Source organism: Mycobacterium sp. E1214 (genome assembly GCF_001666755.1).
Lineage (GTDB): Bacteria > Actinomycetota > Actinomycetes > Mycobacteriales > Mycobacteriaceae > Mycobacterium.
In genome coordinates this window covers 16,579-39,881 of the sequence record NZ_LZJC01000107.1, presented here as the reverse complement: position 1 = coordinate 39,881, position 23,303 = coordinate 16,579, and the positions used below count along the sequence as shown (strand labels likewise).

Genomic DNA, 23,303 nt, shown 5'->3' with positions numbered 1-23,303 from the left:
ACCGATCTCCACCCCGTTATAGGTCACCTTCGACCCCGGATCCATCACCAACCCCGCCCGCGCGGCCAGCATCGTCAACGACGCCTTGGGGGTGAAGTCACCGCGGAACTGTCCGTAGACCAGGCCCAGCGCCAGCGCGGCGACGAGCAGGGCCGCCAAGCCGACCCACTTGTAGGGCGGGGTCCGCTGCGCGTTCTTCTGACTCGGGGACGGCATGGCGCTACACCGTCAGCGCGAAGTTCGGGTTGACGCCGTAGAGCGCCAACGCGGCGGCCAGAACCACGACCTGCACCGACACCAAAGAGAAGCGCATTGACCGGCCGACCCCCTCGCCCACGCCCACCGGTCCGCCGCCGGCGTTGTACCCGTAGAAGCAGTGCGTGATCATCACGACCGCGGTGATGATGATGGCCTCGAGGAACGACCAGAAGACGTCGTCGGGCCGCAGGAACGTGCGGAAGTAGTGCTCGTAGGTGCCGTTGGACTGCCCGTAGAGGACGGTCGTGGTGATCTGCGGCGACAGGAAGCACATGATCATCGCCAACGAGTAGATGGGGATGATGACGACCAGGCCGGCCATGATGCGGGTGGTGGCCAAAAACGAGATCGACTTGATGCCCATGACCTCCAGGGCGTCGACCTCCTCGCTGATCCGCATGGCGCCCAGCTCAGCGGTGGCGCCGGCACCGACGGTGGCGGCCATCGCGATGCCGGTGACCACCGGGGCGGCGATGCGCACGTTGATCAGGGCGGCGAAGAAGCCGGTGAACGCCTCGACGCCGATGTTGCCCAGGGAGGCGAAGCCTTGGATGGCGACCAGCGAGCTGCCCGACAGGGTCACGAACCCGACGATGGCGACCGTGCCGCCGACGACGGCCATGGCGCCGGTGCCCATGCCGATCTGGGCGATGAGCCGCAGGGTCTCCTTGCGGTAGTGGCGCAGCGCGTGCGGCATGTGCCCGACGGCGACGGCGCCGAACCAGGCCATCTGGCCGATGTCGTCGAGCGCGCGGGCCGCGGCACCGCCGTAGCGGTTGAGGTTTTCCGCCGCCCGGGGGAACCGGGAGCGTAGGACGGCAGCGGTTGACATGTCAGTGACCCGTTCCGAATCGCACACCGATGGTCGTCAGCACCACGTTGACCGCGTACAGCGCGACGACGCAGAGCACGACAGTCTCGTTGACCGCGGTACCCAGGCCCTTCGAGCCACCGCGCACGGTCAACCCGCGGTAGCAGCCGACCAGCCCGGCGATCAGTCCGAAGATCGCGGCCTTGACCGTCGCGATCACCACCTCCGGCAGGCCGGTGATGGTGGTCAGGGTGGCGAGGTAGGCGCCGCCCGAGACGTTTTGCAGGTAGACGCCGAACAGGTAGCCACCGACCAGTCCCACGGTGATGACCAAGCCGTTGAGCAGCGTCGCGACCAGGGTCGCGGCGATCACGCGGGGCACCACCAGCCGGTGGATGGGGTCGATGCCGAGGACCTCCATCGCGTCGATCTCTTCGCGGATGGTGCGGGCGCCGAGGTCCGCGCAGATGGCCGTCGAGCCGGCCCCCGCGACCACCAGCACGGTGGTCAGCGGGCCGAGCTGGGTGACGGCGCCGATCGCGGCGCCGGCGCCGGACAGGTCTGCGGCGCCGAACTGGGCCAGCAGCACGTTCAGGGTGAAGATCAACAGCACGGTCAGCGGGATCGAGACCATGATGGTCGGCAGGAATGCCACCCGCATGATGAACCAGCACTGCAGGATGAATTCGCGGTACTGGAACGGCCAGCGGAACAGCGCGCGCCCGGTGAGCACGCACATCCGGAAGAAGCCCCCGACGAGGGTCAGCGGCGTCTGCAGCTGGTCGCGCACGTAGCCGACCAGGTAGGGGCCCCGTCGACTCGTCGACGTCGAAGTCACCGTTGCCCCCTCAAGCCGCCGCCACGCGCCTCTCGGCACCGCGGCGGATCGTGTAGTACGTCTCGCTCCCCCGCCGCCGCGCGGTCGAGGACGCCCCCACCTCGCCGCGACCCCACTACTGTGACCATCGGCTCCCTACTGGCAAGTAGTAACGGAGACCACAGGAATGTACCCGATGGTCTCGAACGTGTGAACCGCATCCGCACAATTAACCCTTCGCCAACAGCGGGCAAACGTTACAGCTCCCCTCACTGTCCAAGTCAAATCGTTGAATCTCTTGCCGTAGAACGGATCTAGTCGTTGGTCGCGGCGCCATAGCGGACCCTTAGCTCAGTCTTGAGAACCTTCCCGGCGGGGTTGCGCGGCAGCGCGTCGACGATCTCGAGCGCCTTCGGATGCTTGTAGCGGGCGAGCCGCTCGGCAAGGAAGTCGGCGAGGTCGTCGAGCCGCAAGGTATCGCCCGCCACGGCCGCCACCGCGATCGGCACCTCGCCCCACTTCTCGTGCGACCGGCCGATGACGGCGACCTCGACGATGGCGGGGTGGCTGGCCAGCACGTTCTCCACCTCGGCGCAGTAGATGTTCTCCCCGCCGGAGATGATCATGTCCTTCTTGCGGTCGACCACCCACAAGTAGCCGTCGGCATCCATGCGGACCAGGTCCCCCGAATGGAACCAGCCACCGGCGAACGCCTCGGCGGTGGCCTCCGGGTTGTTCCAGTAGCCGCTCATCAAAGTTGGTGCGCGATAGACGATTTCGCCGACTTCACCGACGGGGACGTCGTTCATGTTTTCGTCGACGACCCGGGCGGCGACCGTCGGGATGACCTTGCCGACCGACCCGCGTTTGCGGATCGCGTCCTCGCCCAGCAGCATGCAGGTGACCGGCGACATCTCCGTCTGGCCGAACGCCGCGAGGATCTGGCAGCCCGGAAAGATCGCGGACATCTCCCGCAGCAGCGCGTCCGGCGCCGGTGCCGCGCCCCACGAGATCACCCGTAACTTCAGGTCGCGGGGGCGCGCGCGTTGCTCGGCGCAGACGGCCTGCCATTGCGCGGGCACCAGGAAGAGTCCGGTCACCTTCTCGGCGGCCAAGACGTCGAGCAGCTGGCCGGGTTCGAACGCGCCGAGCGGATATATGACGGTGGGGAGGCCGAGCAACAGGCCGGTGAGCATGTTGCCGATCCCCGCGATGTGGAAGAACGGCACGCCGATGAAGCCGACGTCGCCGTTGATGTCGGCGCCGTTGGTGTACAGGCCCGTCATGGTCTGGCCGGTGAGGTTCGTGTGTGTGAGCACCGCGCCCTTGGGGCGCCCGGTGGTGCCGGAGGTGTACATGATCAGCGCCGGCGAGTCGTTGGGGATGTCGGCGGGTTCGGCCAGCTCACCGGGTTCGTCGATGAGGTCCTCGTAGCCCAGCACACCGTCGTCGGTCGGCGCCCCCGCCACCACGATGGTGTCCAGCAGCCCGTCGATCTCGCGGACCGCGACGGCCACCGGGGCCAGGACCGGTTCGGTGACGACCACCCGGGCCGCACAGTCCTGGACCAGGAAGGCGATCTCCGGCGCGGTCAGCCGGAAGTTCAGCGGAACCGCGATGCCCCCGAGCATGTTGACGGCCAGCGTCGCCTCGACGAACTCGGTGCGGTTGAGCATCAGGATCATCACGCGATCGCCGAAGCCGACGCCACGGCGGCTCAGCGCGTCGGCCAGCGCCGCGACCCGGTGGCGCAGGGTGCCCCAGGTGACCGTCTTGCCCAGGAATCGCAACGCCGTCGCGTCCGGCTGCATCAGCGCGTGCCGTTCCAGCTGGTTCACCCAGTTCTGACGGCGCGCGAGGTACGGCTGCCCCGCGGACGGGTGCGGTCCTCGCGCCGGATGGTTGGCCAGTTGCGCGGTCAAACGCAGCACTTCCCTTCACTCGCGCACCGCTTGCGCCGGGTTGATATTTGATAAAACATGGTGTTGTCTGGGTCACACTATGGCCTGCACCGGTCGCTGACAAGACCCGACGGTCACAGTCGAAACCCATTCGAAACCCGGACAAAACTTCACCGCGGCGTCCGCCGTCACCCCCGAAAGCCCTGGCAGCCCTGTGAACGCACCGACATCCATCCGGACGAGGGGTCGGCGGCCGTTGCGGCGGGCGCAGCTGTCCGACGAGGTGGCCGGGCACCTGCGGGCGGCGATCATGTCGGGCAGGTTGCGGGCCGGCACCTTCATCCGGCTCGACGAGACGGCGGCCGAGCTCGGCGTCAGCGTCACCCCCGTGCGGGAGGCCCTACTCAAACTGCGCGGCGAGGGGATGGTGCAGCTCGAACCGCACCGGGGTCACGTGGTGCTGCCGCTGACCGAGCAGGACATCGAGGACATCTTCTGGTTGCAGGCCACAATCGCCAAGGAATTGGCCGTCGCGGCGACCGCGCACATCACCGACGCCCAGATCACCGAATTGGACCGCATCAACGAGACCCTCGCCGCGGCCGTCGGGTCCAGCGACGCCGAGACGATCGCGGGCATCGAGTTCGCGTTCCACCGCGTGTTCAACCAGGCCGGCGGGCGGATCAAGCTGGCGTGGTTTTTGCTCAACGCCGCGCGGTACATGCCGGTGCCGGTCTACGCGGGCGACCCCGAATGGGGGCGGGCCGCGGTGGATAACCACCGGCAGCTGATCGGCGCGCTGCGCCGGCGGGACACCGCGGCCGTCGTCGAGCACACCGTGTGGCAGTTCACTGACGCTGCGGACCGGCTGCGCGAGCTGCGCAAGCGCACCGCGGTGTTCGACTGAGCGGCGCACCGCCGGGTCGGGCCGGTCGCCGCCGCCCGCGTCACGTCGCGGCGAGTTGCTCGGCGCGTTCCTTAAGCTTCCCCGCGAGGTGGTCCAGGACGTTGTTGAGCAGCTGCTTGACCATCGGCGCGGGCACCGGCATCGACGTCTCGACGTCCATGTCGACAGTCAGCAGGCTCGTCGGCCCCATCGCCACCACGCTGAACAGCTGTTCCTGCTTGGTGAACAGGTCGCCCTGCTGCAGGACGGTCTGAATCTGGTTCTCCCCGGGGTAGTACACGGCCTGGATGAAGACGCCCTTCATGCCTTGATAGTCGGTGTCGAGCCGCAACTGGCTGGGCCGCCCGTCGTCGTAGCGGGCCAGCACCCACAGCCCTTCGATCTCCTCGTTCCACCGGGGGTACGACTCGAAGTCGGCGACGATGGACATGATCAACGCGGCGTCCGCACTCACCTCGACGGTCTTGCTCAAGACTGGCATTGGCGAAGCATAGCGGGGCGGCCGTCGCGCCCGGGCGGCGCGACGCGGCGGCCGACGACGGCGAAAGCCCCGGCGGGAAAACGTTTCTCGGGGTCAGCGGTCCACTTGGGCGGTGGCCAGCAGGGCCCGCACGGCGTCGGGAATCCCGACGGCCTTGCGGGTGGTCCGGTCGACGTAGACGTGCACCCAATGGCCCAGCGCGGTGATCGGCTGCGCCGGGTCGTCCCCCTGGTCGGCCGGCGCCCGGAAGACGCCCAGCCGATAGGTGACGCTGCTGCGGCCCAATCGGGTGACCGCCAGGCCCACCGACAGGGTTTCCGGGAAGTGCAGCTCCGAGAAGTACCGGCACCCCGACTCGGCGACGATGCCCAGCGCGGGCGTGGTGAGCGGGTCCAGCCCGGTGCTGGTGTTGATCCAGGCGTTGATGGCCGTGTCGAAAAGCTGGTAGTAAACCGCGTTGTTGAGGTGGCCGAACATGTCGTTGTCGGCCCAGCGGGTCAGCACCGGCCACAGCACCGGAAAGTCGTTGCTGGTCAGCTTCTCCGGAGCGGGCGGAACCACCGGGGCGGAACTCATGGTTGTATTTCAGCATGGTTCAGATTCGGGGCGCGGTGCTGGACCACATCGGTTCGCCCCGCCCCTACGCGCAGTCCCGTCCCATCAGCGTCATCGACCTGGAACTGGGACAGCCGGGCGACGGCGAGGTGCTGGTGCGCATCGAGGCGGCCGGGATCTGCCACTCCGACCTGTCGGTCGTCGACGGTAACCGGGTCCGACCGACGCCGATGCTGCTCGGCCACGAGGCCGCGGGCATCGTCGAGCAGGTGGGCCCTGGGGTCGACGACCTCGCGATCGGTCAGCGGGTGGTGCTGGTGTTCCTGCCGCGCTGCGGCCACTGCGCGGCCTGCGCCACCGGGGGCCTCACGCCGTGCGAACCGGGCAGTGCGGCCAACAACGCCGGCACGCTGCTCGGCGGTGACATCAAGCTGCATCGCTCCGGCGATCGGGTGTTCCACCACCTGGGGGTGTCCGGTTTCGCGACGCACGCGGTGGTGAACCGGGCCAGCGCTGTGGCGGTGCCCGACGACGTGCCGCCGCAGATCGCCGCGCTGCTCGGCTGCGCGGTGCTCACCGGGGGTGGCGCGGTGCTCAACGTCGGCGCTCCGCGGCCCGGCCAGGCCGTCGCGGTCGTCGGCCTGGGCGGCGTCGGCATGGCGGCGGTGCTCACGGCGCTGACCTACGACGGCGTGCGCGTCGTCGCCGTCGACCAATTGCCGGAGAAGCTGGCCGCCGCACGCCGGTTGGGCGTCCACGACACCTACACCCCGCAGCAGGCCGCCGACGCGTCCGTCAAGGCCGCGGTGGTGATCGAGGCCGTCGGCCACCCCGCCGCGCTGGAGACCGCCATCGCGTTGACCGCGCCGGGCGGCCGCACCATCACCGTGGGCCTGCCGCCGCCGAGCGCGCGAATCTCGGTGTCGCCGTTGGGTTTGGTGGCCGAGGGCCGGTCGCTGATCGGCAGCTACCTGGGCTCCGCGGTGCCCAGCCGTGACATTCCGCGGTTCGTCGAGCTGTGGCAGTCCGGCCGGCTGCCGGTGGAGGCGTTGGTGTCGTCGACCATTCGGCTCGAGGACATCAACGAGGCGATGGACCACCTGGCCGACGGCACCGCGGTGCGTCAGCTCATCGAGTTCTGAAAGGCCCGTCGCAGGGCGTCGCCCTGCACGGCGAACAGCCGCTGCGCCACCGGCGAGTCGGGCATCAGCGAGTCGAACCCGTGACAGGTTCCCGAGAACACGTGCAGCCCGGTGGAGACGCCGGCGCGCCACAGCTGCTGCGCGTAGCCGATCGCCTCGTCGCGAAACGGGTCGATCTCCGCGCAGGTGATCAACGCCATTGGCAGGCCGGCGAATTCGCGGTGGCGGGCGGGCGCGGCCGCCGCGGTGGCGGCGGTCCGACCCAGGTAGTGGCTCCACATCAGCTCGGCGGCCTGCGCGTCGAACGCCGGGCTGGCCCGAAACTCGGCCTTCGACCCGGTGGGGCGGTCGTCGAGCACCGGCTGGTGCAGCAGCGCCAGCCGCAGCGGCGGCAGCGACCCGCCGGCCGAGGCGTGCGCCAGGCAGGCGGCGAGGGCGGCGCCCGCGCTGCTGCCCGCGACGGCCAGGCGCGCCGGGTCGACGCCGACACCGGTGGGCTCGGCGGCCACCCAGCGCAGCACGGCGGCCGCGTCGTCGAGCGCCGCCGGGTACGGGTGCTCCGGGGCCAGCCGGTAGTCGACGGACACGACCGTGCACCGGCCGCGCCGCGCGAGTTCGACGCACTGGCGCTGGTCGGTGTCCAGGTTGCCGAGCGCGAATCCGCCGGCGTGGCAGTAGACGACGGCCGGTGCCGGCGCGGCGGGGGCGCCGCGGTAGATCCGCACCGGCACGCCGGCCGCGACGCCGTCGGTGATCGACACGCCCCGAACGTCGACGAGGTCGGCCGCGGCGCGCCGGCGTTCGTTGAACGGTCGGCGGCTCAGTTGTATTGCCTCTAAAGAGAAGTCGGCCCTTGTGGTGGCGAGCGCGCGCAGCTGTGGGTCCAGCCGGTCGGTGCCGTCCAGGTACGTCACGGCCGGGGCCCGCCGCGCTCGGTCACGGGATCTGGAGGCATTGCCCGCCGTCGACGACCAGTTCGGAGCCCGTGACAAACGACGCTCGTTCGGAGACCAGGAACGCGACGGCGTCGGCCACCTCGCCGGGCCGGCCGATCCGCCCGAACATCGCAGTGTCGGCCAACCGGGTCTGGGTGGCCTGATCGAGCATCGGGGTGGCGATGGGCCCGGGGAACACCGCGTTGACCCGGACGCCCGCCGGGGCCAGTTCGGCCGCCGCCGCCTGGGTCAGGCCGCGCAGCGCCCACTTCGCGGAGCCGTAGGCGGTGTGCTGCGGGAACGGGCGGATCGCGCCGGTGCTGCAGATGTTGACGATCGAGGCGCCGGGTGCCTCGCGCAGCGGCCCGAGCGCCGCCCGCATCCCCAGGAAGGCGCCCAGGCAGTTGACGCGCCAGGCGCTTTCGAAGCCCTCGGCCGTCTCGTCGGCCAACGGCGTGCGGTGCAGCACGCCGGCGCAGTTGACCAGCGCGCTCAGGGCGCCGAACCGGTCGACGACCCGCCGCACCACCGTCTCCCATTGGGCGGCGGACGTAACGTCCAGGGCGAGGGGCAGCACCCGGGCATCGCCCAGCTCGCCGACGGCCGCGTCCAACTCGCCGGTGCGCCGGTCGCAGGCGGCTACCGAAAACCCTTCTTCGGCAAGGCGTTTCGTGATAGCACGACCTTGCCCGCCGGCCGCGCCGGTGACCACCGCCACGCGCGGGCCCGCCGCGTCACCCGTCATCGGCGCGCTCTTTCGTGGCGATCGCAATCTTGATCCGTTCGGGGTCCGGTGTGCAGGCCAGCCCGAAGGCGCTCTGCACGTCGTCGACGTCGAAGGTGTGGGTGAGGTACGCCTCGAGCAGCCCGGGGTGCTCGGCGACGAACTTGCCCGCCAACTCCAGCATGCGACGGCGGTCCAGCGTGACCCCGGACTTCAGCGTCAGGTTCTTGCGCAGCATGCTGCGCATGCTGATCGGGTAGGCCTCGTCGTCGGCGACGCCGAAATAGAAGACGGTGCCGCCCGGCGCGGCCGCGTCAATGGCGTGCGCCAGGGTCGCGACCTGATGACCCACGGCCTCGATCACCACGTCCGCGCGGTCCGCGGCGCCCAGCCGGCTCACCCACCGGTCGCTGGTGGCCCGGACCGCCTCGTCGACGCCGAAAACGCGTGCGAGCCGGCGCCGGTCGACGGGGTCCACGCCGGTGACGCACCGGGCGCCGGCCGCCTTGGCGACGTAGGAGAACAGCAGGCCGATGGAGCCCTGGCCGAGGACGGCGACGCGGCGGCCCGCCAGATCCGGCAGCTGCTCGCAGGCGTAGAGGACACACGCCAACGGTTGCAGCGCGATGGCCTGCGCCGGGCGCAGCGCCGGATCGTAGGGGGCCAGCCCGTCACCGTCGCTGACGACCCGTTCCATCAGGCCGTCGAACCCGGAGGCCCAGCCGACGACGCGATCGCCCGGGCGGTGGCCGGCATGCCGGCTGGCGATCACCTCACCGGCGACCTCGTGGATGGGAAAGCCGTCCTTGCCGGCCGCGCTCGGCCCGTCGTCGCCCGGCAACGGGCCCCGCGTGCCGCGGAAGGCGGGCAGGTCGCTGCCGCACACTCCGGCGGCGGCGAACCGCAGCAGGACCTGGCCGTCGGCGAGGTCGTCGGGTGTGGGTTGCGGGATCGAGGTGCGCTCGAATTCGTACGGCGCGACGATGCGGTAGGACCACACCTCAGACCGCCACCGGGATCGTGTTCCATCCCCACTGGAAGCTCGACGGCAACCGGGTGGCGGCGTCCCCGTCGACGGTGTAATCGGGGACGCGGCGCAGCCATTCGGTGAGCAGCACGTCAATTTCCAGCCTGGCCAGGTGGTAACCGAGGCAGAAGTGCTGGCCGCGCCCGAACGCCAGCGAGCGGCGGATCGGCCGGTCCCAGACGAAGGCGTCGGGCTCGGGATACTCCCGCTCGTCGCGGTTGGCCGAGGCCAGCAGGGTGATGACGCGCTGGCCCGGCTTGATCGTGGTGCCGTGAATCGTGAAGGGCCGCCGCACCGTTCGCGCGAACCATTGGGCGGGTGCGCAATACCGGATCATCTCCTCGCGGGCGAGCGCTACGTTGACCGCCGGGTCGGCGCGCACGGCGGCCAGCTGCTCGGGGCGCCGGCTGAGTTCCCACAACCCGTGGGCGACGATTTTCGGCACGGTCTCCGTCCCGCCGATGAAGATGCAGAGCATCTGCGTCGCGGCCTCCGCGTCGGACAGCGCGCTGCCGTCGGGCAGGCGGTAGCGCAGCAGGCCGTCGACGACGGGCAGCGGTCCGCCCGAGGCGTCGGTGCGCCGGCGGCGGACCACAGGGGTCAGGAAGTCCAGGTAGTTGGGCCGGGCCTGCGCGGTGTCGACCCCCTCGCCGGGTGCGGACAGGCTGCCGGCGTTGACGGCCGCCAGTACCCGGGGCGCGAGATCGGTTGACAGGCCGACTAATTCGCACACCATGGTGGCGGCGACGATGCCGCCGTAGTCCTGGGTCAGGTCGAACGAGCCGCGGGGCAGCAATTCGTCGAGGCGCTCGTTGGCCAGCGCGCGGATGCGGTCCGCCAGGCCGGTGACCGCCCGCGGCCGCAGCGGTGCCGAGTGTGCGCGCCGGATCTCGGCGTAGAGGTCGGTGTCGAACACCGCGTGGAACGGCAGGGGGTGCAGGGGCGGGTCTGCGACCGGCCCGTCGTTGTGCCGGGCCAGCGCCGAGGCGGGCGGTAGCGTGCCCTCCGAGGCGACGAAGGTTCCGTCGTTGACCTCCAGCACCTGCCAGATGTCGTCGAACCGCGACAGGGCGAAGGTGTCCCATTGCGGCAGGTAGTACACCGGGTGTTCGTCGCGCAGGACGCGGTAGAACGGCAGCGGGTCGGCCATCACCGCCGCGTCGAACGGGTCGTAGCGAAAGTCGGTGCCCGTCACGGTCACTGCAGCGGTGACGGCGGTAGGGCCTGAAGGATGGAGTCTTCCCAGCCGTCGCGCAGGGCGGGTGCCACGCTCATCCAGGTCACGATCTCGGCGGGCGGGTTCTCCTTCCACGAGGGGTAGTGCTCGGCGAAGCAGTCCCAGCCGCCGTCGAGGGCCCAGTAGTGGATGACCTCGTTGTAGCGAAACGTGGTGGTGAACGACCCGAGCCAGCGTTTGCCGGTGCGTTCCGACCATGGCACGTAGAGCCGCTCCAGCTCACGGACGTAGTCGTCCTGGCGCCCCGGCTTGGTCTGCATGATCTCCTGAATCACCAGCGGCGCGGTGAATTTCGCGTCCCGCAACTGCCCGAGGGTCCGGTTGCTGGGCCCCGGGTACATGATGCGGCCCTCGCCCGAAGCGCCGATTCCGGCCAGGTAGGCCGACCAGTCCCGGGCCGCCGCCTCGTGGCTACCGCCGCGGGTCTGAGCGGCACCGATTCGCGCGTAGTCGGCGAACCCGTCGATCTCCCAGACGATCGTCACCTGCGGCCAATGGCCGTTGTAGGGCGTGGACTCCCACAGGGCGAACAGCCGGGCGCCGAGCTGTTCGAGCATCGGCCGGTAGACCTCGGTGAATACCTCGGTGAAGCCGTCGCTGCGGCCGGATCCCAGGGAGACGGTCTCGTGCAGGTAGAGCAGCGTGTGACTGTGGTACTTCCGCATGCGCTCAGTCGAGCCGGATCAGCTCGGTGTCGATCGGCGAGCGGACATCGCACAGCAACGCCTCGACCGGGTCGACCGTGATCCCCGAAACGCCTTCCGCGGCAAGCGCGTAGCCCTTGAAGGTGCGGGCCGCCGCGCTCAACCGGTGTTGCGAGCGGGTGATCAGCCGGTTGACGCGCAGCGGCCACTCCTGGGCGGAGCGGCCCCACAGGGCGACCTCGGTCATGCGGTCGTCCAGGGACCGCAGCACCGTGTCGCGCACCCGCGTGTCGACGCTGAGCGCCTCCGCGCTGACGGCCAGGGTGTGGCTCGTCGAGCCGGTGCCCAGGGTGGCGAACCGCTCTTCCAGGCCGAGGCCGCGCACGCCGAGGATCCGCAGCGCGCGGTCGTCGCAGCCGTCGGGAAGCAGCGCGGTCACTTCCCAGCCGGCCATCGCGCGGTCGTAGAGCCAGCCGCCGGCCGACTGGATGAGGTCGGCGACGCTGCAGGCCACGACGTCGAGCCGGTAGCGCAGCCGTTCGGTGTCCCGGAGCGGCGCAGCGCTGCTGCTTCTGCTGACCTTGAACGTCGGAGCGACCATCGATCCATTCCTCACCACCGCGCGCCGGGAGTGCACCGGCGTCGCTGCGCGTGTCCCATGGGGTTTGTCATCGGCTGCGGCCGCGACGCACCGCCCGGCGCCGTGGCTCACCGGACAGCGTGACACTGGTACCGGATTTTGTAAAGGTTCGACGGCTCAGGTCTGCCGGCGCGCCGCGAGTTCGGCGAGGACTTCCTCGGTGTGCTGGCCGAGCTCCGGTGCCGCCGAACGAGGCGCCCAGGGCGTGCCGTGGAAGTCCGCGGGCGTGGCCACCATCGGGATGACCCCGTTGCCGTCCGGAACGTCGACGATGCCGCCCGCGGCGTGGAACTGCGCGTCGGCCACGACGTCCTCGAGGCTGTTCACCGGTGACCAGAAGAAATCGGGCTCCCCGGCGAACACGTCGGCCCACTCGTCGAGCGGCCGCGTCGCGAAGACGGCGTCCAGTTCGGCGATCAACTGCACCGAGTTCGCGGCGCGGGCGCGGGCGTCGGCGAACCGGGGGTCCTCGCCCCATTCGGGGCGGCCCACCGCGCGACACAGCGCCGGCCAGTGCCGCTCGGGCTCGAGCCCGACGATCCAGAACCGTCGACCGTCGGCGGCGGCGTAGTTGTTCATGCAGGGATTGCCCATCGACTCGCGCCGGCCGATCGCGATCGGCTGGCCGCTCATCAGGTAGGTGTTGAGGTCGAAGCTGACCGTGTAGGCGCCCTGGCGGTACAGCGAGGTGGTCACCAGCTGGCCCGCGCCGGTGCGGGCGCGGGCCACCAGCGCCGCGCAGACGGCCGCGGCCAGCGTCATCCCGGCCGAGTGGTCGCCCATGCCGCCCCGTTGGAACGGGGGCGTGTCGCCGGGCCGGGTCAACAGGTGGGCCACGCCGGCGCGCGACCAGAATGCGGCGACGTCGTAGGCGGCGCGGTCCGCGTCGGGCCCGGTGTCGCCGTAGCCGGTGATCAGCCCGTAGACCAGTCGGGCGTTGCGCTGCGCCACCGAGGCGAAGTCCAGCCCCAGCCGTTGCAGGGCGCCGGGGCGCACATTGGTCACGAAAACGTCTGCGGTGGCGAGCAATTCGAAGGCGGTGTCGCGGCCCTCGGTGGTGGTGAGGTCGACGACGACGCTGCGCTTGGACCGGTTGTCCATCTCGAAGGGCGGGTTGACGCCCAGGTCGCAGCCCAGCATCCGGCCGAACATGCGGGCCGGGTCCCCGGCCGGCGGCTCGATCTTGACGACGTCGGCGCCCCAGTCGGCGAGGATGCCCCCGGTGGCCGGTCCGGCCACCCACACCCCGAGCTCGACGACCCTGACGCCCTCCATCGGTCCAGCCATGGCTTAGTTCCTACTCCACCGGGTCGCCCCCGGACCGAAAGGGTGCTCGCGCGCAGCGCCGTCAGGCCGGCACCGCGGTGGGGCGCCGGTCGAGACGGCCGTCGTCACCGAAGTCGGCGCGGTGGGCGGCGACGAAGTCCGCCACGGTCATCGGCGGGTGGCCGCTGATCACCTCGACGAGGTTGTTCTCCCCCGCGAAGATCCCGTCCTGGTAGTCCTGCGCCACACTGGCCAGGTGCTGGGCCAAGAAGTCCGACCAGCCCTCGGCGGCCAGCCGCGCGGTGAAGGCGGGGATGTCGACCGGCCGGTAACGCACCGGGATGCCCAGCGCGTCCGACATCTCCTGGGCGATCTCGTAGTGGTTTAGCTCGCGCGGCCCGACCAGCGGATATACCTGGCGGTCGTGCGGGGTCGGGTTTTGCAGGATGGCCGCGATGACGCGGGCCTGGTCGCTGGCGGCGATGGGCGCGTGCCGCCCGACACCGAACGGCAGCTCCAGCAGGCCCTCCTCGCCGGTGCGGCGCCACTGCCAGGTGAGCCACTCGGCGAAGAACGTCGGATGCAGGTGGGTGGTGGTGAACGCGAATCGATCCAGCACCCGCTCGGCGATCCAGTGCTGCTGCGCCGCATGGCTTTTCGCTTCACGCCGGGCCGAGATCTGCGACATGTTCACCACCGCCTCGACGCCCGCCTCGCTGGCGGCCTGCGCGAAGATGGCGGTGGCCGGCAGCAGGTTGCCCGGCGCGATCGGGTAGCAGAAATACGCGGCGCTGACGCCCGCCATCGCCGAGCTGACGGCGCGGAAGTCGAGCAGGTCGCCCTCGACGATCTCGGCGCCCAGCGCCGCGAGCGGCGCGGAGCGCTCGTCGGCGCGGTGCACGAACGCGCGGACCCGATGGCCCGCGTCGCGCAGGATCTTGACGGTGGGCGCCCCAGTCTTTCCGGTGGCGCCGGTGATGAGGAACAACCGCTGCGCGGCCATGTCCGCCTCCTTGCTGAGTAACGACTTCGTTAGTTACGATGTAAGCACCGGGATCTGCATAACGCAAGCGTTAGTCAAGGGGTGAGGCGGTGGAGCTCGAGGAGCAACTGCAGGATCGCCGACGCTGGTCGGTCACCGACGCCTGCTCGATGTCGAAGGTCCTCGAACTGCTCAGCACCAAGACCGCCTTCCAGGTGGTCCGCGAATTGTTCTTCGGCACAACCCGTTTCGAGGACTTCGTGGAGAGAATCGGCACGTCGGCACCGGCGGTGTCGCGGGCGCTCAAGCAGCTGGAGTCGGCCGGCATCGTCGTCCGCGTGCCGTACCGGGAGCCCGGGCGCCGCGCCCGCGACGAATACCGGCTCACCGACGCCGGCGAGGATTTCCTGCCCGTCTTCCTGGCGCTGGTGCAGTGGGGGGACGCCCACCTCCAGGACGGCGCGGCCCCGCTGGCGTTCGTGGACGCCGACACCGGGCGCGCCGTGCGGGTGCGGGTATCGGCCGGCGACGACCCCGCCCAGCGCCGCTCGGCCGACATCCGGATCCGGCGCGCCGGCGGCGGGCGCGGCGCGTCGGCCGCGGTCTAGCCTCACAAGATGACCCTGGTAGCCGGGCGCGGCCCGCTCAGCGCCGAGCCGGCCGGGTGGTTCTCGCCCGCGGTCCCGCCCGGCGTCGTCTACGTGGAGCCCCACCCGCGCCGCGTGCAGGCCTGGCGCGCCGGCGCGCTGGTGATCGACACCGAACGGGCCCTGCTGATCCACCGGCGCGGCCAGCCGCTGAGCTATTTGTTTCCCGCCGAGGAGGTCGGTGACCTTCCGGCCGAGCCGGAGCCGGAGGCGCCGGGACATGTCCGGGTGCCGTGGGACGCGGTCGACACCTGGCGGGAGGAGGGCCGCGAACTCGTGCACTATCCGCCCAATCCGTACCACCGGGTCGACTGCCGCCCGACAACGCGCCGCCTGCGGGTCCACATCGGCGGCGTGACACTGGTGGACACGCTAGACACCGTGATCGTCTTCGAAACCGCTTTGGAGCCAAGGCTTTACGTCGATCCGGCGCTGGTGCGCGGCGAGCTGCTGCGCCCGTCGACAACGACGAGTTACTGCAACTACAAGGGTTACGCCACCTACTGGTCGTTCGTCGGGGCCGACCGTGTGGTCGACGACGTCGCCTGGAGCTACCCGGAGCCGCCGCCGGAAAGCCTGCCGATCAAGGGCTTTTTGAGCTTCGACCCGGCGCGCGCGGACGTCACCGCGCAGTTGCCCGGCCGTAGCTAGCGCGGCCCAGTCCGAGGGCGTGCTCGGCGATCATGTTGCGGAACACCTCGAGGGTGCCGCCATAGATGCCGGTCGGTACCGCCAGCCGGAACACGTATTCGGCCGCGCCGCCATCGGGTGAACCCTCGGCGTCGGTCGGCAGGGCGCCGGCGGCGCCGAGCAGGTTCATCAGTTCCGTGGAGACGTCGCGCATGGTCTGGGCGATCGCGACGCGCCCGAACATGGTGGGCGTGCCCTGCGCCGCCTCTACCCGTGCGACACAGCGCCCGAGCCGGTACGCGACGGCCTGGTCGTCCACCGGCCGCCGACCGTCCGGGCCGGCCCGTGACAGCGCCGCCGCGACCGCGTCCACCGCCTCCGCCATCAGGTTGCCGTGGCCGGCCATCGTCGCGATCTCTTGCAGGCCGTGCTCGTCGCGCTCGCCGATGCCGTGCTCGGAATCCAGCGCCGAACGCATCACCGTCCACCCGCCGTTGACCTCACCGATCCGGTAGAGATCGTCGACCCGCACGTCGCTGTAGAAGACGATGTTGGTGCGGTCGCCGTCCACGGTGCGAATGCCCCGGATCTCGACGCCCGGTGAATCCAGCGGCACCAGGAACATGGTCAGGTTGCGGTGCTTGCGCCCCTGGGGATCGGTGTTGGTGAGCAAGAAGACGTATTGGGCGTTATGGGCGTTCGACGTGAACATCTTGGCGCCGTTGATGATCCACGCCCCGTCGGCCGCCCGGACCGCGCGGGTCTTGCAGGTGGCGACGTCGGAGCCGCCGTCGGGCTCGGTGTAGCCCAGACAGAGCCGGATCTGACCGGAAAGCACCCCCGGCAACACCCGGTCGGTCAGCTCCGGCGCGCCGAACTGTTGCACCAGCCGGGCGACGACGGACGTCGTCCCCCAGTGATACCAGGGCGTGTGGGCCCGGGCGATCTCCAGCTCGAAGATGCGGCGGCGCAGCGGGGTGAAGCCGCCCTCGGCCTCACAGTTCCAGTCCCACGCCAGATATCCGGCCTCGCCCAGCGCCAAATGCACCTGCTCGTCGAAGTTTTCACCCGTCCGCCGGTCGCGGGCGAGCACCTCGTCGGTGACGTGCTTTTCGACGAAGGACCGGGTCTGCTGAAGGAACGCCGCGTCGTCGGCGTCGAGGTCGACGCGGGAGAAGTCCATCAGAGAGCCTCGACCACTCGGGTCCGGAACCGGTCGAGGGTTTCCAGCGCGTGCGCCACGCTGTCGCCGGGCAGGTGCACGCTGACCCACGTAACCCCCACCGCGGCAAGCTTTTCCAGGCCGTCCAAGTAGGCGTCTGCCTGGAAGTCGTCCGTCGCCGGGCTGCCGCCCTCGACGTTGGTGAAGGTGACGTCGAGCGTCGAGAAGTCCCGGCCCGCCGCGTCGCACCGGCGGCGCAGGTCGTCGATGCACTCCGACAGCGCCCGCACCGAGTCGATGACGGCGGTGCCCGCCGTCTGCGCCAGGTGTGGCGGTGCGGGGAAGGGGCACCAGCCGTCGCCGTACTGGGCCACCCGCTGACGGGACGCCGCGGTGTTGCCGCCGATCCAGATGGGTGGGTGCGGGTCGCTGATCGGGCGCGGGTGCGCGGTGATCCCGCGGGCGCTGAAGTGTTTGCCCTCGAACGTGACGTCGTCGCCGGTCCAGATGGCCCGGATCACCCGCAACGCCTCCTCGAACAGCTCGGCGCGCTCGTCATAGGAGACCCCCAGCGCCGCGAACTCCCGCTTGAGGTAGCCGACCCCGACGGCGAGGGTGAACCGCCCCCCCGACAGCAGGTCCAGGGTCGCCCCGGACTTGGCCACCACGAACGGGTTTCGATACGGCAGCACGACGACGTTGGGGATCAGCCGCAGCGTCGTGGTGACCGCCGCCGCGTAACCCAGCGCCACGAACGGGTCCACGGCGTCGTGGCCCCCGGCCTCGAGCCAGCGCTGCGACGGCGCGGGATGATCGGTGAATCCGAAGCCGTGGATGCCCGCCGCTTCGGTGGCCGCCGCCACCCTGGCGATGCCGTCCCCGCTGAGCAGCTCCGGGTTGTACGGATGGCTGTGCATCGGGTGAGTGATGGTGAAGCGCACGGGAACTCGCCGTCAGAACCGCGCCCGGGAGTCGATCGCGGCGTCGGTGGTGCGCAACGGCCTGATCAGCGCCTCCTGCGCGAACGACGCCAGCAGGGCGCCCTCCTCGGCGTGCACGGCACCGCGTACGTAGGACATGCCCGCGCCGACCTGAGTGCTCTCGTGGGTGTAGAGCAGCCAGCCGTCCCAGCGCACCGGTTCGTGAAAGGCCACCGAGATGGTCATCGGTGCGGTCGAGACGGTGAGGTGCGCCTGGGCGGTGCCGATGCCGGGATGCGCGCGCATCGTGGTGGAGATGCCCAAATGTCCGGTGAAGTAGGCCAGCAGCGCCTTGGCCAGGTCGTCGCGGGCCGGGATGGGGTCGTAGTGCAGCCAGGCGTGCAGCTCCGGGGGCCCCACCTCGTCGGGGCTGTTGACGTCCACCACGTCGACCAGCCGCAGGTCCCGGCCGATCATCGGCATCTCGGCGTGGTTGGCGTCGGCCGGGGCGGCGACGTCGGGGCGCGGCAGGTGATGCCGGATGACGTCTGCGGTCGGCACGTCGGCGAGCACCGTGATGCTCAGGCAGCGGCGGCCGTTCTGATGCACGGCGACCACGGCCGTCGCGGTCGAGCGACCCTCGGCGACCACGTCGAGCGCCAGCTCGATCGGCGGGCCGACGGCGACCGCCCGGGAGAAGACCGCGTGCGCCGAGCGCACCGACTTGTCCGGAAATCGTTTGGCCACCGCCACGATTGACTGAGCGAGCACCTGTGTGCCCTCGACCACCTGGCGTTCGTCGCCGGTCGCGATGCCGGTGTCACCGGTGAACCGGTCGTCGCCATCAGGTCGCACGTCGAACAGGTCCAGCAAACCCTGGACGCTCCACTGCGTCTGCTCAGCGTGCTCAGAAGCCTTCGTCAAGTCCGCTCCCTCTCTCGTCATCCCGGGCGAGCGCAGCTCACCGCACAGCGTGACACTTGACCCGTGCTTTGTAAAGCTTGGCTAACGAGCCCCGCCCGCGCCGGGCCGGCAGCGCCGCGGATTGACACCGGCACCCGGACTGCATGACACTTCTGCGGTGTTTTGTAACGCAGTTACGGCCCACGGCCTGAGCCGATGATCCCCGAGCCGCTGGCCAACGGGTTCTGCTTCGGCGAGGGGCCGCGCTGGTTCGAGGGGCTGCTGTGGTTCTCCGACATGCTGGGCGAGGCGGTGCACACCGCGACCATGGGCGGCTCGGTGACCACCCTGCCGCTGCCCGGCCACACCCCGTCGGGCCTGGGTTTCCGGCCCGACGGCTGCCTGCTGATCGCGTCATCCGAGGACCGCCAGGTGCTGCGCTACGACGGGGAGACCGTGGTCACCATCGCCGATCTCGTCGACCTGGCACCCGCCGACCTCGGCGACATGGTCGTCGACGACGCCGGCCGCGCCTACATCGGTTCCCAAGCGCGGCACGGCGGCGTGCTGATCCGGCTCGACCCGGACGACAGCGCCACGGTGGTGGCCGAGGACCTCGACTTTCCCAACGGCATGGTGATCACCGCGGATCGCGCCACATTGATCGTCGCCGAATCGACCGGCAGGCGGCTCACGGCGTTCACCATCGGCGAGGACGGCGGGCTGACCGACCGGCGGGTGTTCGCCGACGCGCTGGACGGCCCGCCCGACGGCATCGCCCTGGACGCCGACGGCGCCGTGTGGGCGTCGATGACCCTGGCCCATCAATTCGAGCGGATCGTCGCCGGCGGCGCCGTCACCGACCGCATCGACATGGGCGATCGGGTGGCCGTCGCGTGCGCCCTCGGCGGCCCGCAAGGCCGCACACTGTTCCTGCTGTCGAGCACGGACGCTTATCCTCAGCGCCTGGCAGGCACGCGGCTGTCCCGGTTGGACGCCGTCACGGTCGACACTCCCGGCGCCGGTCTGCCCTGACAGGGAAGAAGGGCTGGCGATGACGGACTCCTATTACGAGCTGATCGACCACGCCGCCGCGTTGGGGGAACGATTCCGGGCGACGGATCTGGCCCGCGGTACCTGGTCGGCGTCCATTCAGCACGGCGGGCCGGTGTCGGCGCTGCTGGTGCGGGCGCTGGAGCGCTGCGAGCGGCGCGCCGATACCCGGCTCAGCCGCGTTGTCGTCGACCTGCTGGGCGGGGTGCCCGCCGAGGGCGACCTGTGGGTGCGGGCACAGGTGCAGCGCCCCGGCAAGCAGATCGAGCTCGTCGGCGCCGAGATGCTGGCCCCGGGTCCCGACGGGGCGCCGCGCCCGGTGGCACGGGCCACCGGATGGCGCCTGCAGCACCAGGACACCCGGTCGCTGGCGCACGCGTCCGCGCCGCTGCCCCGCCCGCGGGCCGAGGCCTTCAACCGCAACCTCAAGGCGCGCGACTGGGACCGCAACTACGTCCACAGCCTGGACTGGCTGTGGTTGACCGAGCCACTGAGCGAGGGTCCCGGGGAGAGCTGGATTCACCCGACGGTGGATCTGGTCACCGGCGAGTCGATGACTGCGCTGGAGCGGCTGTTCGCGGTGGCCGACTGCGCCAACGGCATCGGCAGCAAGCTCGACATCAAGAAGTGGACCTTCCTCAACACCGACCTGGCCGTGCACGTCTTCCGCGTCCCCGACGGGGACTGGGTCGGCATCCGCGCCGAGACCAGCTACGGGCCCGACGGCATCGGGACGACGGTCGGCACACTGTTCGACGAGCGCGGCGCGGTGGGCGCCATCCAGCAGTCGGTGCTGGTGCGCCGGCGCCCGGATCGGGCCTAACGTGGGAGCGAACGACCATGACACCTCGGCGACCCTTCGGAACGTGGAACTCATGAGCCAGCCGGCCCGGGCGACGACGATCGCCGACAACGACACCTCGACGCGCCAGCGCATCCTCTCGGCGACCGCCGAGGTGCTCGGCCGCAACGGCAAGACCAAGCTCAGCCTGTCCGACGTCGCCAACCAGGCGGGGGTGTCCCGCCCGACGTTGTACCGCTGGTTCGCCTCCAAGGAGGAGCTGCTGGCGGCGTTTTCGCACTACGAGCGCCAAATCTTCGAGAGCGGACTGGTCAAGGCCACGGCGGGTCTCAAGGGCGTCGACAAGCTCGACGCCGTGCTGCGGTTCATCGTCGAATACCAGCACTCGTACTCCGGGGTTCGCATGGTCGACGTGGAACCCGAATACACCATCGCCCAGTTCTCCGGCGTCATTCCGCAGATGCGCGAGGGGCTGCAGCGCCACATGCCCGGGCCCAACGCCGCGGTGAAGGCGGCCACCGTGATCCGCATCGCGATCTCGCACTACATCGTTCGCAGCGACGACGCCGACCAGTTCCTGGCGCAGCTGCGGCACGCGGTGGGAATCAAGGGCAGCTGAACCGCCAACCGCTTTCCCTTTAGATCTGATAGCGGCCCCCGCGAGCGAATTCCGGCTGCGGTGGCGCTGCTGCCCAACGGCATCGCCGACGTGCGCGACGTGAAACGTTGAGCGAGCGCACGGCTTCCGGCTAGCGGCCCGGCGGATTCCCCCTGGTTGGCCACTTCATATCCCGTCGCCTACAGCTGTTCGCACACAGTGACATTCGCGGCGATCGCACCGCGGGGAAAGTCACTCGCTAGGCGAACAGCACCGCGGCGTTGAGGTAGCCCGTCGGATCCAACGCGGCCTTGACGGCCCGCATCGCGGCCACGTCCGCGGGCTCCCGCGACATCTGAAGGTAGGGGCGTTTGCGGCTGCCGACCCCGTGCTCGGAGCTGACGTTGCCGCCGCGCCGGGCGATCAGGTCCATCATCGGCTCGTACAGCCGCTGCTCGCGCTCGGCCGGACAGCGCAGCACGTTGAGATGCAGGTTGCCCTCGCCGACGTGCCCGAACAACACCGGCAGCGCGTCGGGCGCGTGCTCGGCCACCACATCGACCGCATCGCTGGCGAACTCGTCGATCGCCGCCAACGGCAGCGACACGTCGAACTTCAGCGGCGGCCCGTACACGCCGAGCACGTCGGCGAGCGCCTCGCGTAGCTGCCAAAGCCGTTGTTGTGCGGCAAGATCCAGGCCTACCGCGGGTTCGCCGACCAGCCGCACACCGTCGAGCAGGTCGGCGAGCCGCTCCGTCTGATCGTGGTCGGCGGCCAGCTCGACCAGCAGCAGCCAGTCCCCCTCGACCGGGGAGCCGACACCGCGATGTTCGGCGGTGAGCGCCGCGGCGCGCCCGTCGATAAGCTCCAGGGCGGCGACGCCGTCGACGTCGCGGAAGGTGCGCCCGGCGTCGACGAGCGCGTCGAGGTCGGCGAACCCGCAGACCGCGGTCACCCGGTGCGACGGCGTCGGGTGCAGCCGCAGCTCCAACTCCGTGATGACGCCGAGGGTGCCTTCGGCGCCCACGAACAGCGCCGGCAGGTCATAACCGGTGTTGTCGCGCCGGACCTGGCTGTGGCGGCGCAACAGGGACCCGTCCGGCAACGCCACCTGCAGACCCAGCACCTGCTCGCCCATGTTGCCGTATTGCACGGTCCGCAACCCGCCGGCGTTGGTGGCGGCCATCCCGCCGACCGTCGCGGTGTCGCGGGCGGCCAGGTCCACTCCGAACACCAGTCCGGCCGCGCCGGCCGCCTGTTGCACCGCGGCCAGCGTGGCCCCCGCGCCGGCCCGGACCCGGCGCTCGACGGTGTCGACGTCGCCGACCTCACGCAATCGCTCGGTGGACAGCAACACGTCGTCATGCTCGGGGACGGTTCCTGCCACCAGCGAGGTGCGGCCACCCTGGACGGTGACGTGGGTCCCGGCGTCGCGGCACGCCCGCAACACCGCGGCCACCTCCGCCGCCGAGCCGGGTCGCACCAGGGCGCTGGCCGCGCCGCGATAGCGGCCGGTGTAGTCGACGCTGCGCCCGGCGACGACGTCGGGGTCGGTGACGACGTGGGTCGGGCCGACGATCCCCTTCAGGGCGTCGAGGCTGGCGGGCATGCTCGCGGTTATAGCACGCCGCTGGCGCTCAAGGAGCGCGGAAGCAGCCGTCGAAGTGACCGTTCTCGATGCCGACGGCGTGCATGAAGGAGTGCGCCACAATCGGGCCGACATAGCGAAAACCTGAGCGCCGCAACGACACCGAGAGGGCCCGCGATTCCGGGCTGGTCATCCGGCCGTCGTCCCAGCCCCGCAACCGGTGCGGCCGACGCGGCCGATGCGCCCACGCCAGCGGCGCCAGCGGCTGTTGGGTCAGCAGCCGCGCGTTGTGCACCGTCGCCTCGATCTTGCCGCGGTGCCGGATGATCGTGGCGTCGGCCAGCAAACGTTCGACGTCGTCGGCGGTCATCGCCGCGACGTCGGCTGGCCGGAAGCCGCGAAACGCCGCCCGCAGATTGTCCCGCTTGTCGAAGACCAGCGCCCAGGACAGGCCGTTCTCGAAATACGTCAGCGCGAGCGCCTCGAACAGCGCCGCCTCGTCGTACACCGGCGTTCCCCATTCGCGGTCGTGGTAGGCCGTCAGGTCGCGGCCCGTCTCGGTGGCCCAGCGGCAGCGGGTGACGCCGTCGGCGCCGCGCACCACCGTGGGCACGTGCGCCGGCACGCCGACACCGGCCATCGCCTTCACGGCAATAGCCTGCCGCAGGGCCGT

Annotated in this window: 25 protein-coding genes and 1 pseudogene; 7 read left to right on the top strand and 19 right to left on the bottom strand. The window is 70.5% G+C overall.

Annotated elements, in window-relative coordinates:
* The 4 genes and pseudogenes from A5700_RS15335 to fadD5 all read right to left on the bottom strand — a co-directional run.
* Positions 1–216, bottom strand: a pseudogene (locus A5700_RS15335) (MCE-family protein MCE1A); the annotation flags it as partial.
* A gap of 4 nt (positions 217–220) precedes the next feature.
* Positions 221–1,090, bottom strand: a complete 870-nt coding sequence (locus A5700_RS15330) for an ABC transporter permease (RefSeq protein WP_068068680.1) — start codon at positions 1,088–1,090, stop codon at positions 221–223.
* Position 1,091: 1 nt separating this feature from the next.
* The gene (locus tag A5700_RS15325) at positions 1,092–1,907 is read right to left on the bottom strand and encodes an ABC transporter permease (protein WP_068068677.1); all 816 of its coding nucleotides are present in this window, start codon (positions 1,905–1,907) and stop codon (positions 1,092–1,094) included.
* A gap of 293 nt (positions 1,908–2,200) precedes the next feature.
* On the bottom strand, positions 2,201–3,808 hold the full coding sequence (gene fadD5 / locus A5700_RS15320; RefSeq protein WP_068068713.1) for a fatty-acid--CoA ligase FadD5: 1,608 nt from the start codon (positions 3,806–3,808) through the stop codon (positions 2,201–2,203).
* Between the two features lie 193 nt (positions 3,809–4,001).
* Here fadD5 and A5700_RS15315 point away from each other — a divergent pair, with 193 nt between their 5' ends.
* Positions 4,002–4,694 carry a GntR family transcriptional regulator gene (locus tag A5700_RS15315; protein ID WP_068068674.1) on the top strand — a complete coding sequence of 231 codons (693 nt, stop codon included), beginning with the start codon at positions 4,002–4,004 and terminating at the stop codon, positions 4,692–4,694.
* A 40-nt stretch (positions 4,695–4,734) separates the two neighbouring features.
* Here A5700_RS15315 and A5700_RS15310 read toward each other — a convergent pair whose 3' ends face one another.
* Together A5700_RS15310 and A5700_RS15305 are read right to left on the bottom strand one after the other, a co-directional pair.
* Positions 4,735–5,175: an SRPBCC family protein gene (locus A5700_RS15310; RefSeq protein WP_068068671.1), complete on the bottom strand. Its 441-nt coding sequence runs from the start codon at positions 5,173–5,175 to the stop codon at positions 4,735–4,737.
* 93 nt (positions 5,176–5,268) lie between these two features.
* Positions 5,269–5,751 carry a thioesterase family protein gene (locus tag A5700_RS15305; protein WP_156671237.1) on the bottom strand — a complete coding sequence of 161 codons (483 nt, stop codon included), beginning with the start codon at positions 5,749–5,751 and terminating at the stop codon, positions 5,269–5,271.
* Positions 5,752–5,765: 14 nt separating this feature from the next.
* Here A5700_RS15305 and A5700_RS15300 point away from each other — a divergent pair, with 14 nt between their 5' ends.
* Positions 5,766–6,872 carry an alcohol dehydrogenase catalytic domain-containing protein gene (locus A5700_RS15300; protein ID WP_068068707.1) on the top strand — a complete coding sequence of 369 codons (1,107 nt, stop codon included), beginning with the start codon at positions 5,766–5,768 and terminating at the stop codon, positions 6,870–6,872.
* On the opposite strand, the gene A5700_RS15295 is transcribed toward A5700_RS15300, so the two are convergent.
* The 8 genes from A5700_RS15295 to A5700_RS15260 form a co-directional block, all read right to left on the bottom strand.
* Complete coding sequence (locus tag A5700_RS15295; protein WP_068068667.1) at positions 6,854–7,786, bottom strand: alpha/beta hydrolase fold domain-containing protein; 933 nt, start codon at positions 7,784–7,786, stop codon at positions 6,854–6,856. The genes A5700_RS15300 and A5700_RS15295 overlap by 19 nt on opposite strands.
* A gap of 22 nt (positions 7,787–7,808) precedes the next feature.
* Positions 7,809–8,552 carry an SDR family NAD(P)-dependent oxidoreductase gene (locus A5700_RS15290; protein WP_068068664.1) on the bottom strand — a complete coding sequence of 248 codons (744 nt, stop codon included), beginning with the start codon at positions 8,550–8,552 and terminating at the stop codon, positions 7,809–7,811.
* Entirely contained in the window at positions 8,542–9,531 is a 990-nt protein-coding gene (locus tag A5700_RS15285) for a zinc-binding dehydrogenase (RefSeq protein WP_068068661.1), read from the bottom strand. The genes A5700_RS15290 and A5700_RS15285 overlap by 11 nt, the downstream gene beginning before the upstream one ends.
* 1 nt (position 9,532) lies before the next feature.
* Positions 9,533–10,708, bottom strand: coding sequence for a cytochrome P450 (locus A5700_RS15280; RefSeq protein ID WP_068068705.1), 1,176 nt, complete (start codon positions 10,706–10,708; stop codon positions 9,533–9,535).
* A 47-nt stretch (positions 10,709–10,755) separates the two neighbouring features.
* Positions 10,756–11,460, bottom strand: coding sequence for an NIPSNAP family protein (locus tag A5700_RS15275; protein WP_068068658.1), 705 nt, complete (start codon positions 11,458–11,460; stop codon positions 10,756–10,758).
* A gap of 4 nt (positions 11,461–11,464) precedes the next feature.
* Complete coding sequence (locus tag A5700_RS15270; protein WP_068068655.1) at positions 11,465–12,040, bottom strand: hypothetical protein; 576 nt, start codon at positions 12,038–12,040, stop codon at positions 11,465–11,467.
* A gap of 156 nt (positions 12,041–12,196) precedes the next feature.
* Positions 12,197–13,366, bottom strand: a complete 1,170-nt coding sequence (locus tag A5700_RS15265; protein WP_068068652.1) for a CaiB/BaiF CoA-transferase family protein — start codon at positions 13,364–13,366, stop codon at positions 12,197–12,199.
* A gap of 61 nt (positions 13,367–13,427) precedes the next feature.
* Positions 13,428–14,348 carry an NmrA family NAD(P)-binding protein gene (locus A5700_RS15260; RefSeq protein ID WP_068068649.1) on the bottom strand — a complete coding sequence of 307 codons (921 nt, stop codon included), beginning with the start codon at positions 14,346–14,348 and terminating at the stop codon, positions 13,428–13,430.
* 89 nt (positions 14,349–14,437) lie between these two features.
* Here A5700_RS15260 and A5700_RS15255 point away from each other — a divergent pair, with 89 nt between their 5' ends.
* A complete protein-coding gene (locus A5700_RS15255) occupies positions 14,438–14,935 on the top strand; it encodes a helix-turn-helix domain-containing protein (protein WP_082960421.1) in 498 nt (165 codons plus the stop codon).
* Positions 14,936–14,944: 9 nt separating this feature from the next.
* Complete coding sequence (locus A5700_RS15250) at positions 14,945–15,625, top strand: DUF427 domain-containing protein (RefSeq protein ID WP_068068646.1); 681 nt, start codon at positions 14,945–14,947, stop codon at positions 15,623–15,625.
* Here the strand turns inward: A5700_RS15250 and A5700_RS15245 are convergent.
* From A5700_RS15245 to A5700_RS15235, 3 genes are read right to left on the bottom strand one after another with little or no spacing between them, the layout of a single operon-like run.
* Entirely contained in the window at positions 15,597–16,787 is a 1,191-nt protein-coding gene (locus A5700_RS15245; protein WP_068068643.1) for an acyl-CoA dehydrogenase family protein, read from the bottom strand. The genes A5700_RS15250 and A5700_RS15245 overlap by 29 nt on opposite strands.
* Positions 16,787–17,707, bottom strand: a complete 921-nt coding sequence (locus tag A5700_RS15240; RefSeq protein ID WP_068068640.1) for an LLM class F420-dependent oxidoreductase — start codon at positions 17,705–17,707, stop codon at positions 16,787–16,789. The genes A5700_RS15245 and A5700_RS15240 overlap by 1 nt, the downstream gene beginning before the upstream one ends.
* 12 nt (positions 17,708–17,719) lie before the next feature.
* Positions 17,720–18,631, bottom strand: a complete 912-nt coding sequence (locus A5700_RS15235) for an acyl-CoA thioesterase II (RefSeq protein ID WP_197502793.1) — start codon at positions 18,629–18,631, stop codon at positions 17,720–17,722.
* A 174-nt stretch (positions 18,632–18,805) separates the two neighbouring features.
* Between A5700_RS15235 and A5700_RS15230 the strand changes: the two genes are divergently transcribed.
* From A5700_RS15230 to A5700_RS15220, 3 genes are read left to right on the top strand one after another with little or no spacing between them, the layout of a single operon-like run.
* Positions 18,806–19,624, top strand: a complete 819-nt coding sequence (locus A5700_RS15230; RefSeq protein ID WP_068068633.1) for an SMP-30/gluconolactonase/LRE family protein — start codon at positions 18,806–18,808, stop codon at positions 19,622–19,624.
* Between the two features lie 19 nt (positions 19,625–19,643).
* Positions 19,644–20,465 carry a thioesterase family protein gene (locus tag A5700_RS15225; protein WP_068068630.1) on the top strand — a complete coding sequence of 274 codons (822 nt, stop codon included), beginning with the start codon at positions 19,644–19,646 and terminating at the stop codon, positions 20,463–20,465.
* A gap of 52 nt (positions 20,466–20,517) precedes the next feature.
* Complete coding sequence (locus tag A5700_RS15220; protein WP_068068696.1) at positions 20,518–21,063, top strand: TetR/AcrR family transcriptional regulator; 546 nt, start codon at positions 20,518–20,520, stop codon at positions 21,061–21,063.
* Positions 21,064–21,301: 238 nt separating this feature from the next.
* On the opposite strand, the gene A5700_RS15215 is transcribed toward A5700_RS15220, so the two are convergent.
* Together A5700_RS15215 and A5700_RS15210 are read right to left on the bottom strand one after the other, a co-directional pair.
* Entirely contained in the window at positions 21,302–22,651 is a 1,350-nt protein-coding gene (locus tag A5700_RS15215; RefSeq protein ID WP_068068627.1) for an FAD-binding oxidoreductase, read from the bottom strand.
* Between the two features lie 28 nt (positions 22,652–22,679).
* Positions 22,680–23,270, bottom strand: coding sequence for a DNA-3-methyladenine glycosylase I (locus tag A5700_RS15210; protein ID WP_068068693.1), 591 nt, complete (start codon positions 23,268–23,270; stop codon positions 22,680–22,682).
* Positions 23,271–23,303: the final 33 nt, after the last annotated feature.

What these genes read in the sequence shown, in the direction of transcription:
- A5700_RS15260 (WP_068068649.1), bottom strand. Translation starts at nt 14,348, where the DNA reads ATGGCCGCGCAGCGGTTGTTCCTCATCACCGGCGCCACCGGAAAGACT.
- A5700_RS15235 (WP_197502793.1), bottom strand. Translation starts at nt 18,631, where the DNA reads ATGACGAGAGAGGGAGCGGACTTGACGAAGGCTTCTGAGCACGCTGAG.
- A5700_RS15270 (WP_068068655.1), bottom strand. Translation starts at nt 12,040, where the DNA reads ATGGTCGCTCCGACGTTCAAGGTCAGCAGAAGCAGCAGCGCTGCGCCG.
- A5700_RS15280 (WP_068068705.1), bottom strand. Translation starts at nt 10,708, where the DNA reads ATGGCCGACCCGCTGCCGTTCTACCGCGTCCTGCGCGACGAACACCCG.
- A5700_RS15230 (WP_068068633.1), top strand. Translation starts at nt 18,806, where the DNA reads ATGATCCCCGAGCCGCTGGCCAACGGGTTCTGCTTCGGCGAGGGGCCG.
- A5700_RS15265 (WP_068068652.1), bottom strand. Translation starts at nt 13,366, where the DNA reads ATGGCTGGACCGATGGAGGGCGTCAGGGTCGTCGAGCTCGGGGTGTGG.
- A5700_RS15210 (WP_068068693.1), bottom strand. Translation starts at nt 23,270, where the DNA reads ATGGCCGGTGTCGGCGTGCCGGCGCACGTGCCCACGGTGGTGCGCGGC.
- A5700_RS15245 (WP_068068643.1), bottom strand. Translation starts at nt 16,787, where the DNA reads ATGGACTTCTCCCGCGTCGACCTCGACGCCGACGACGCGGCGTTCCTT.
- A5700_RS15310 (WP_068068671.1), bottom strand. Translation starts at nt 5,175, where the DNA reads ATGCCAGTCTTGAGCAAGACCGTCGAGGTGAGTGCGGACGCCGCGTTG.
- A5700_RS15220 (WP_068068696.1), top strand. Translation starts at nt 20,518, where the DNA reads ATGAGCCAGCCGGCCCGGGCGACGACGATCGCCGACAACGACACCTCG.
- A5700_RS15215 (WP_068068627.1), bottom strand. Translation starts at nt 22,651, where the DNA reads ATGCCCGCCAGCCTCGACGCCCTGAAGGGGATCGTCGGCCCGACCCAC.
- A5700_RS15330 (WP_068068680.1), bottom strand. Translation starts at nt 1,090, where the DNA reads ATGTCAACCGCTGCCGTCCTACGCTCCCGGTTCCCCCGGGCGGCGGAA.
- A5700_RS15225 (WP_068068630.1), top strand. Translation starts at nt 19,644, where the DNA reads ATGACGGACTCCTATTACGAGCTGATCGACCACGCCGCCGCGTTGGGG.
- A5700_RS15300 (WP_068068707.1), top strand. Translation starts at nt 5,766, where the DNA reads ATGGTTCAGATTCGGGGCGCGGTGCTGGACCACATCGGTTCGCCCCGC.
- A5700_RS15305 (WP_156671237.1), bottom strand. Translation starts at nt 5,751, where the DNA reads ATGAGTTCCGCCCCGGTGGTTCCGCCCGCTCCGGAGAAGCTGACCAGC.
- A5700_RS15250 (WP_068068646.1), top strand. Translation starts at nt 14,945, where the DNA reads ATGACCCTGGTAGCCGGGCGCGGCCCGCTCAGCGCCGAGCCGGCCGGG.
- A5700_RS15290 (WP_068068664.1), bottom strand. Translation starts at nt 8,552, where the DNA reads ATGACGGGTGACGCGGCGGGCCCGCGCGTGGCGGTGGTCACCGGCGCG.
- A5700_RS15275 (WP_068068658.1), bottom strand. Translation starts at nt 11,460, where the DNA reads ATGCGGAAGTACCACAGTCACACGCTGCTCTACCTGCACGAGACCGTC.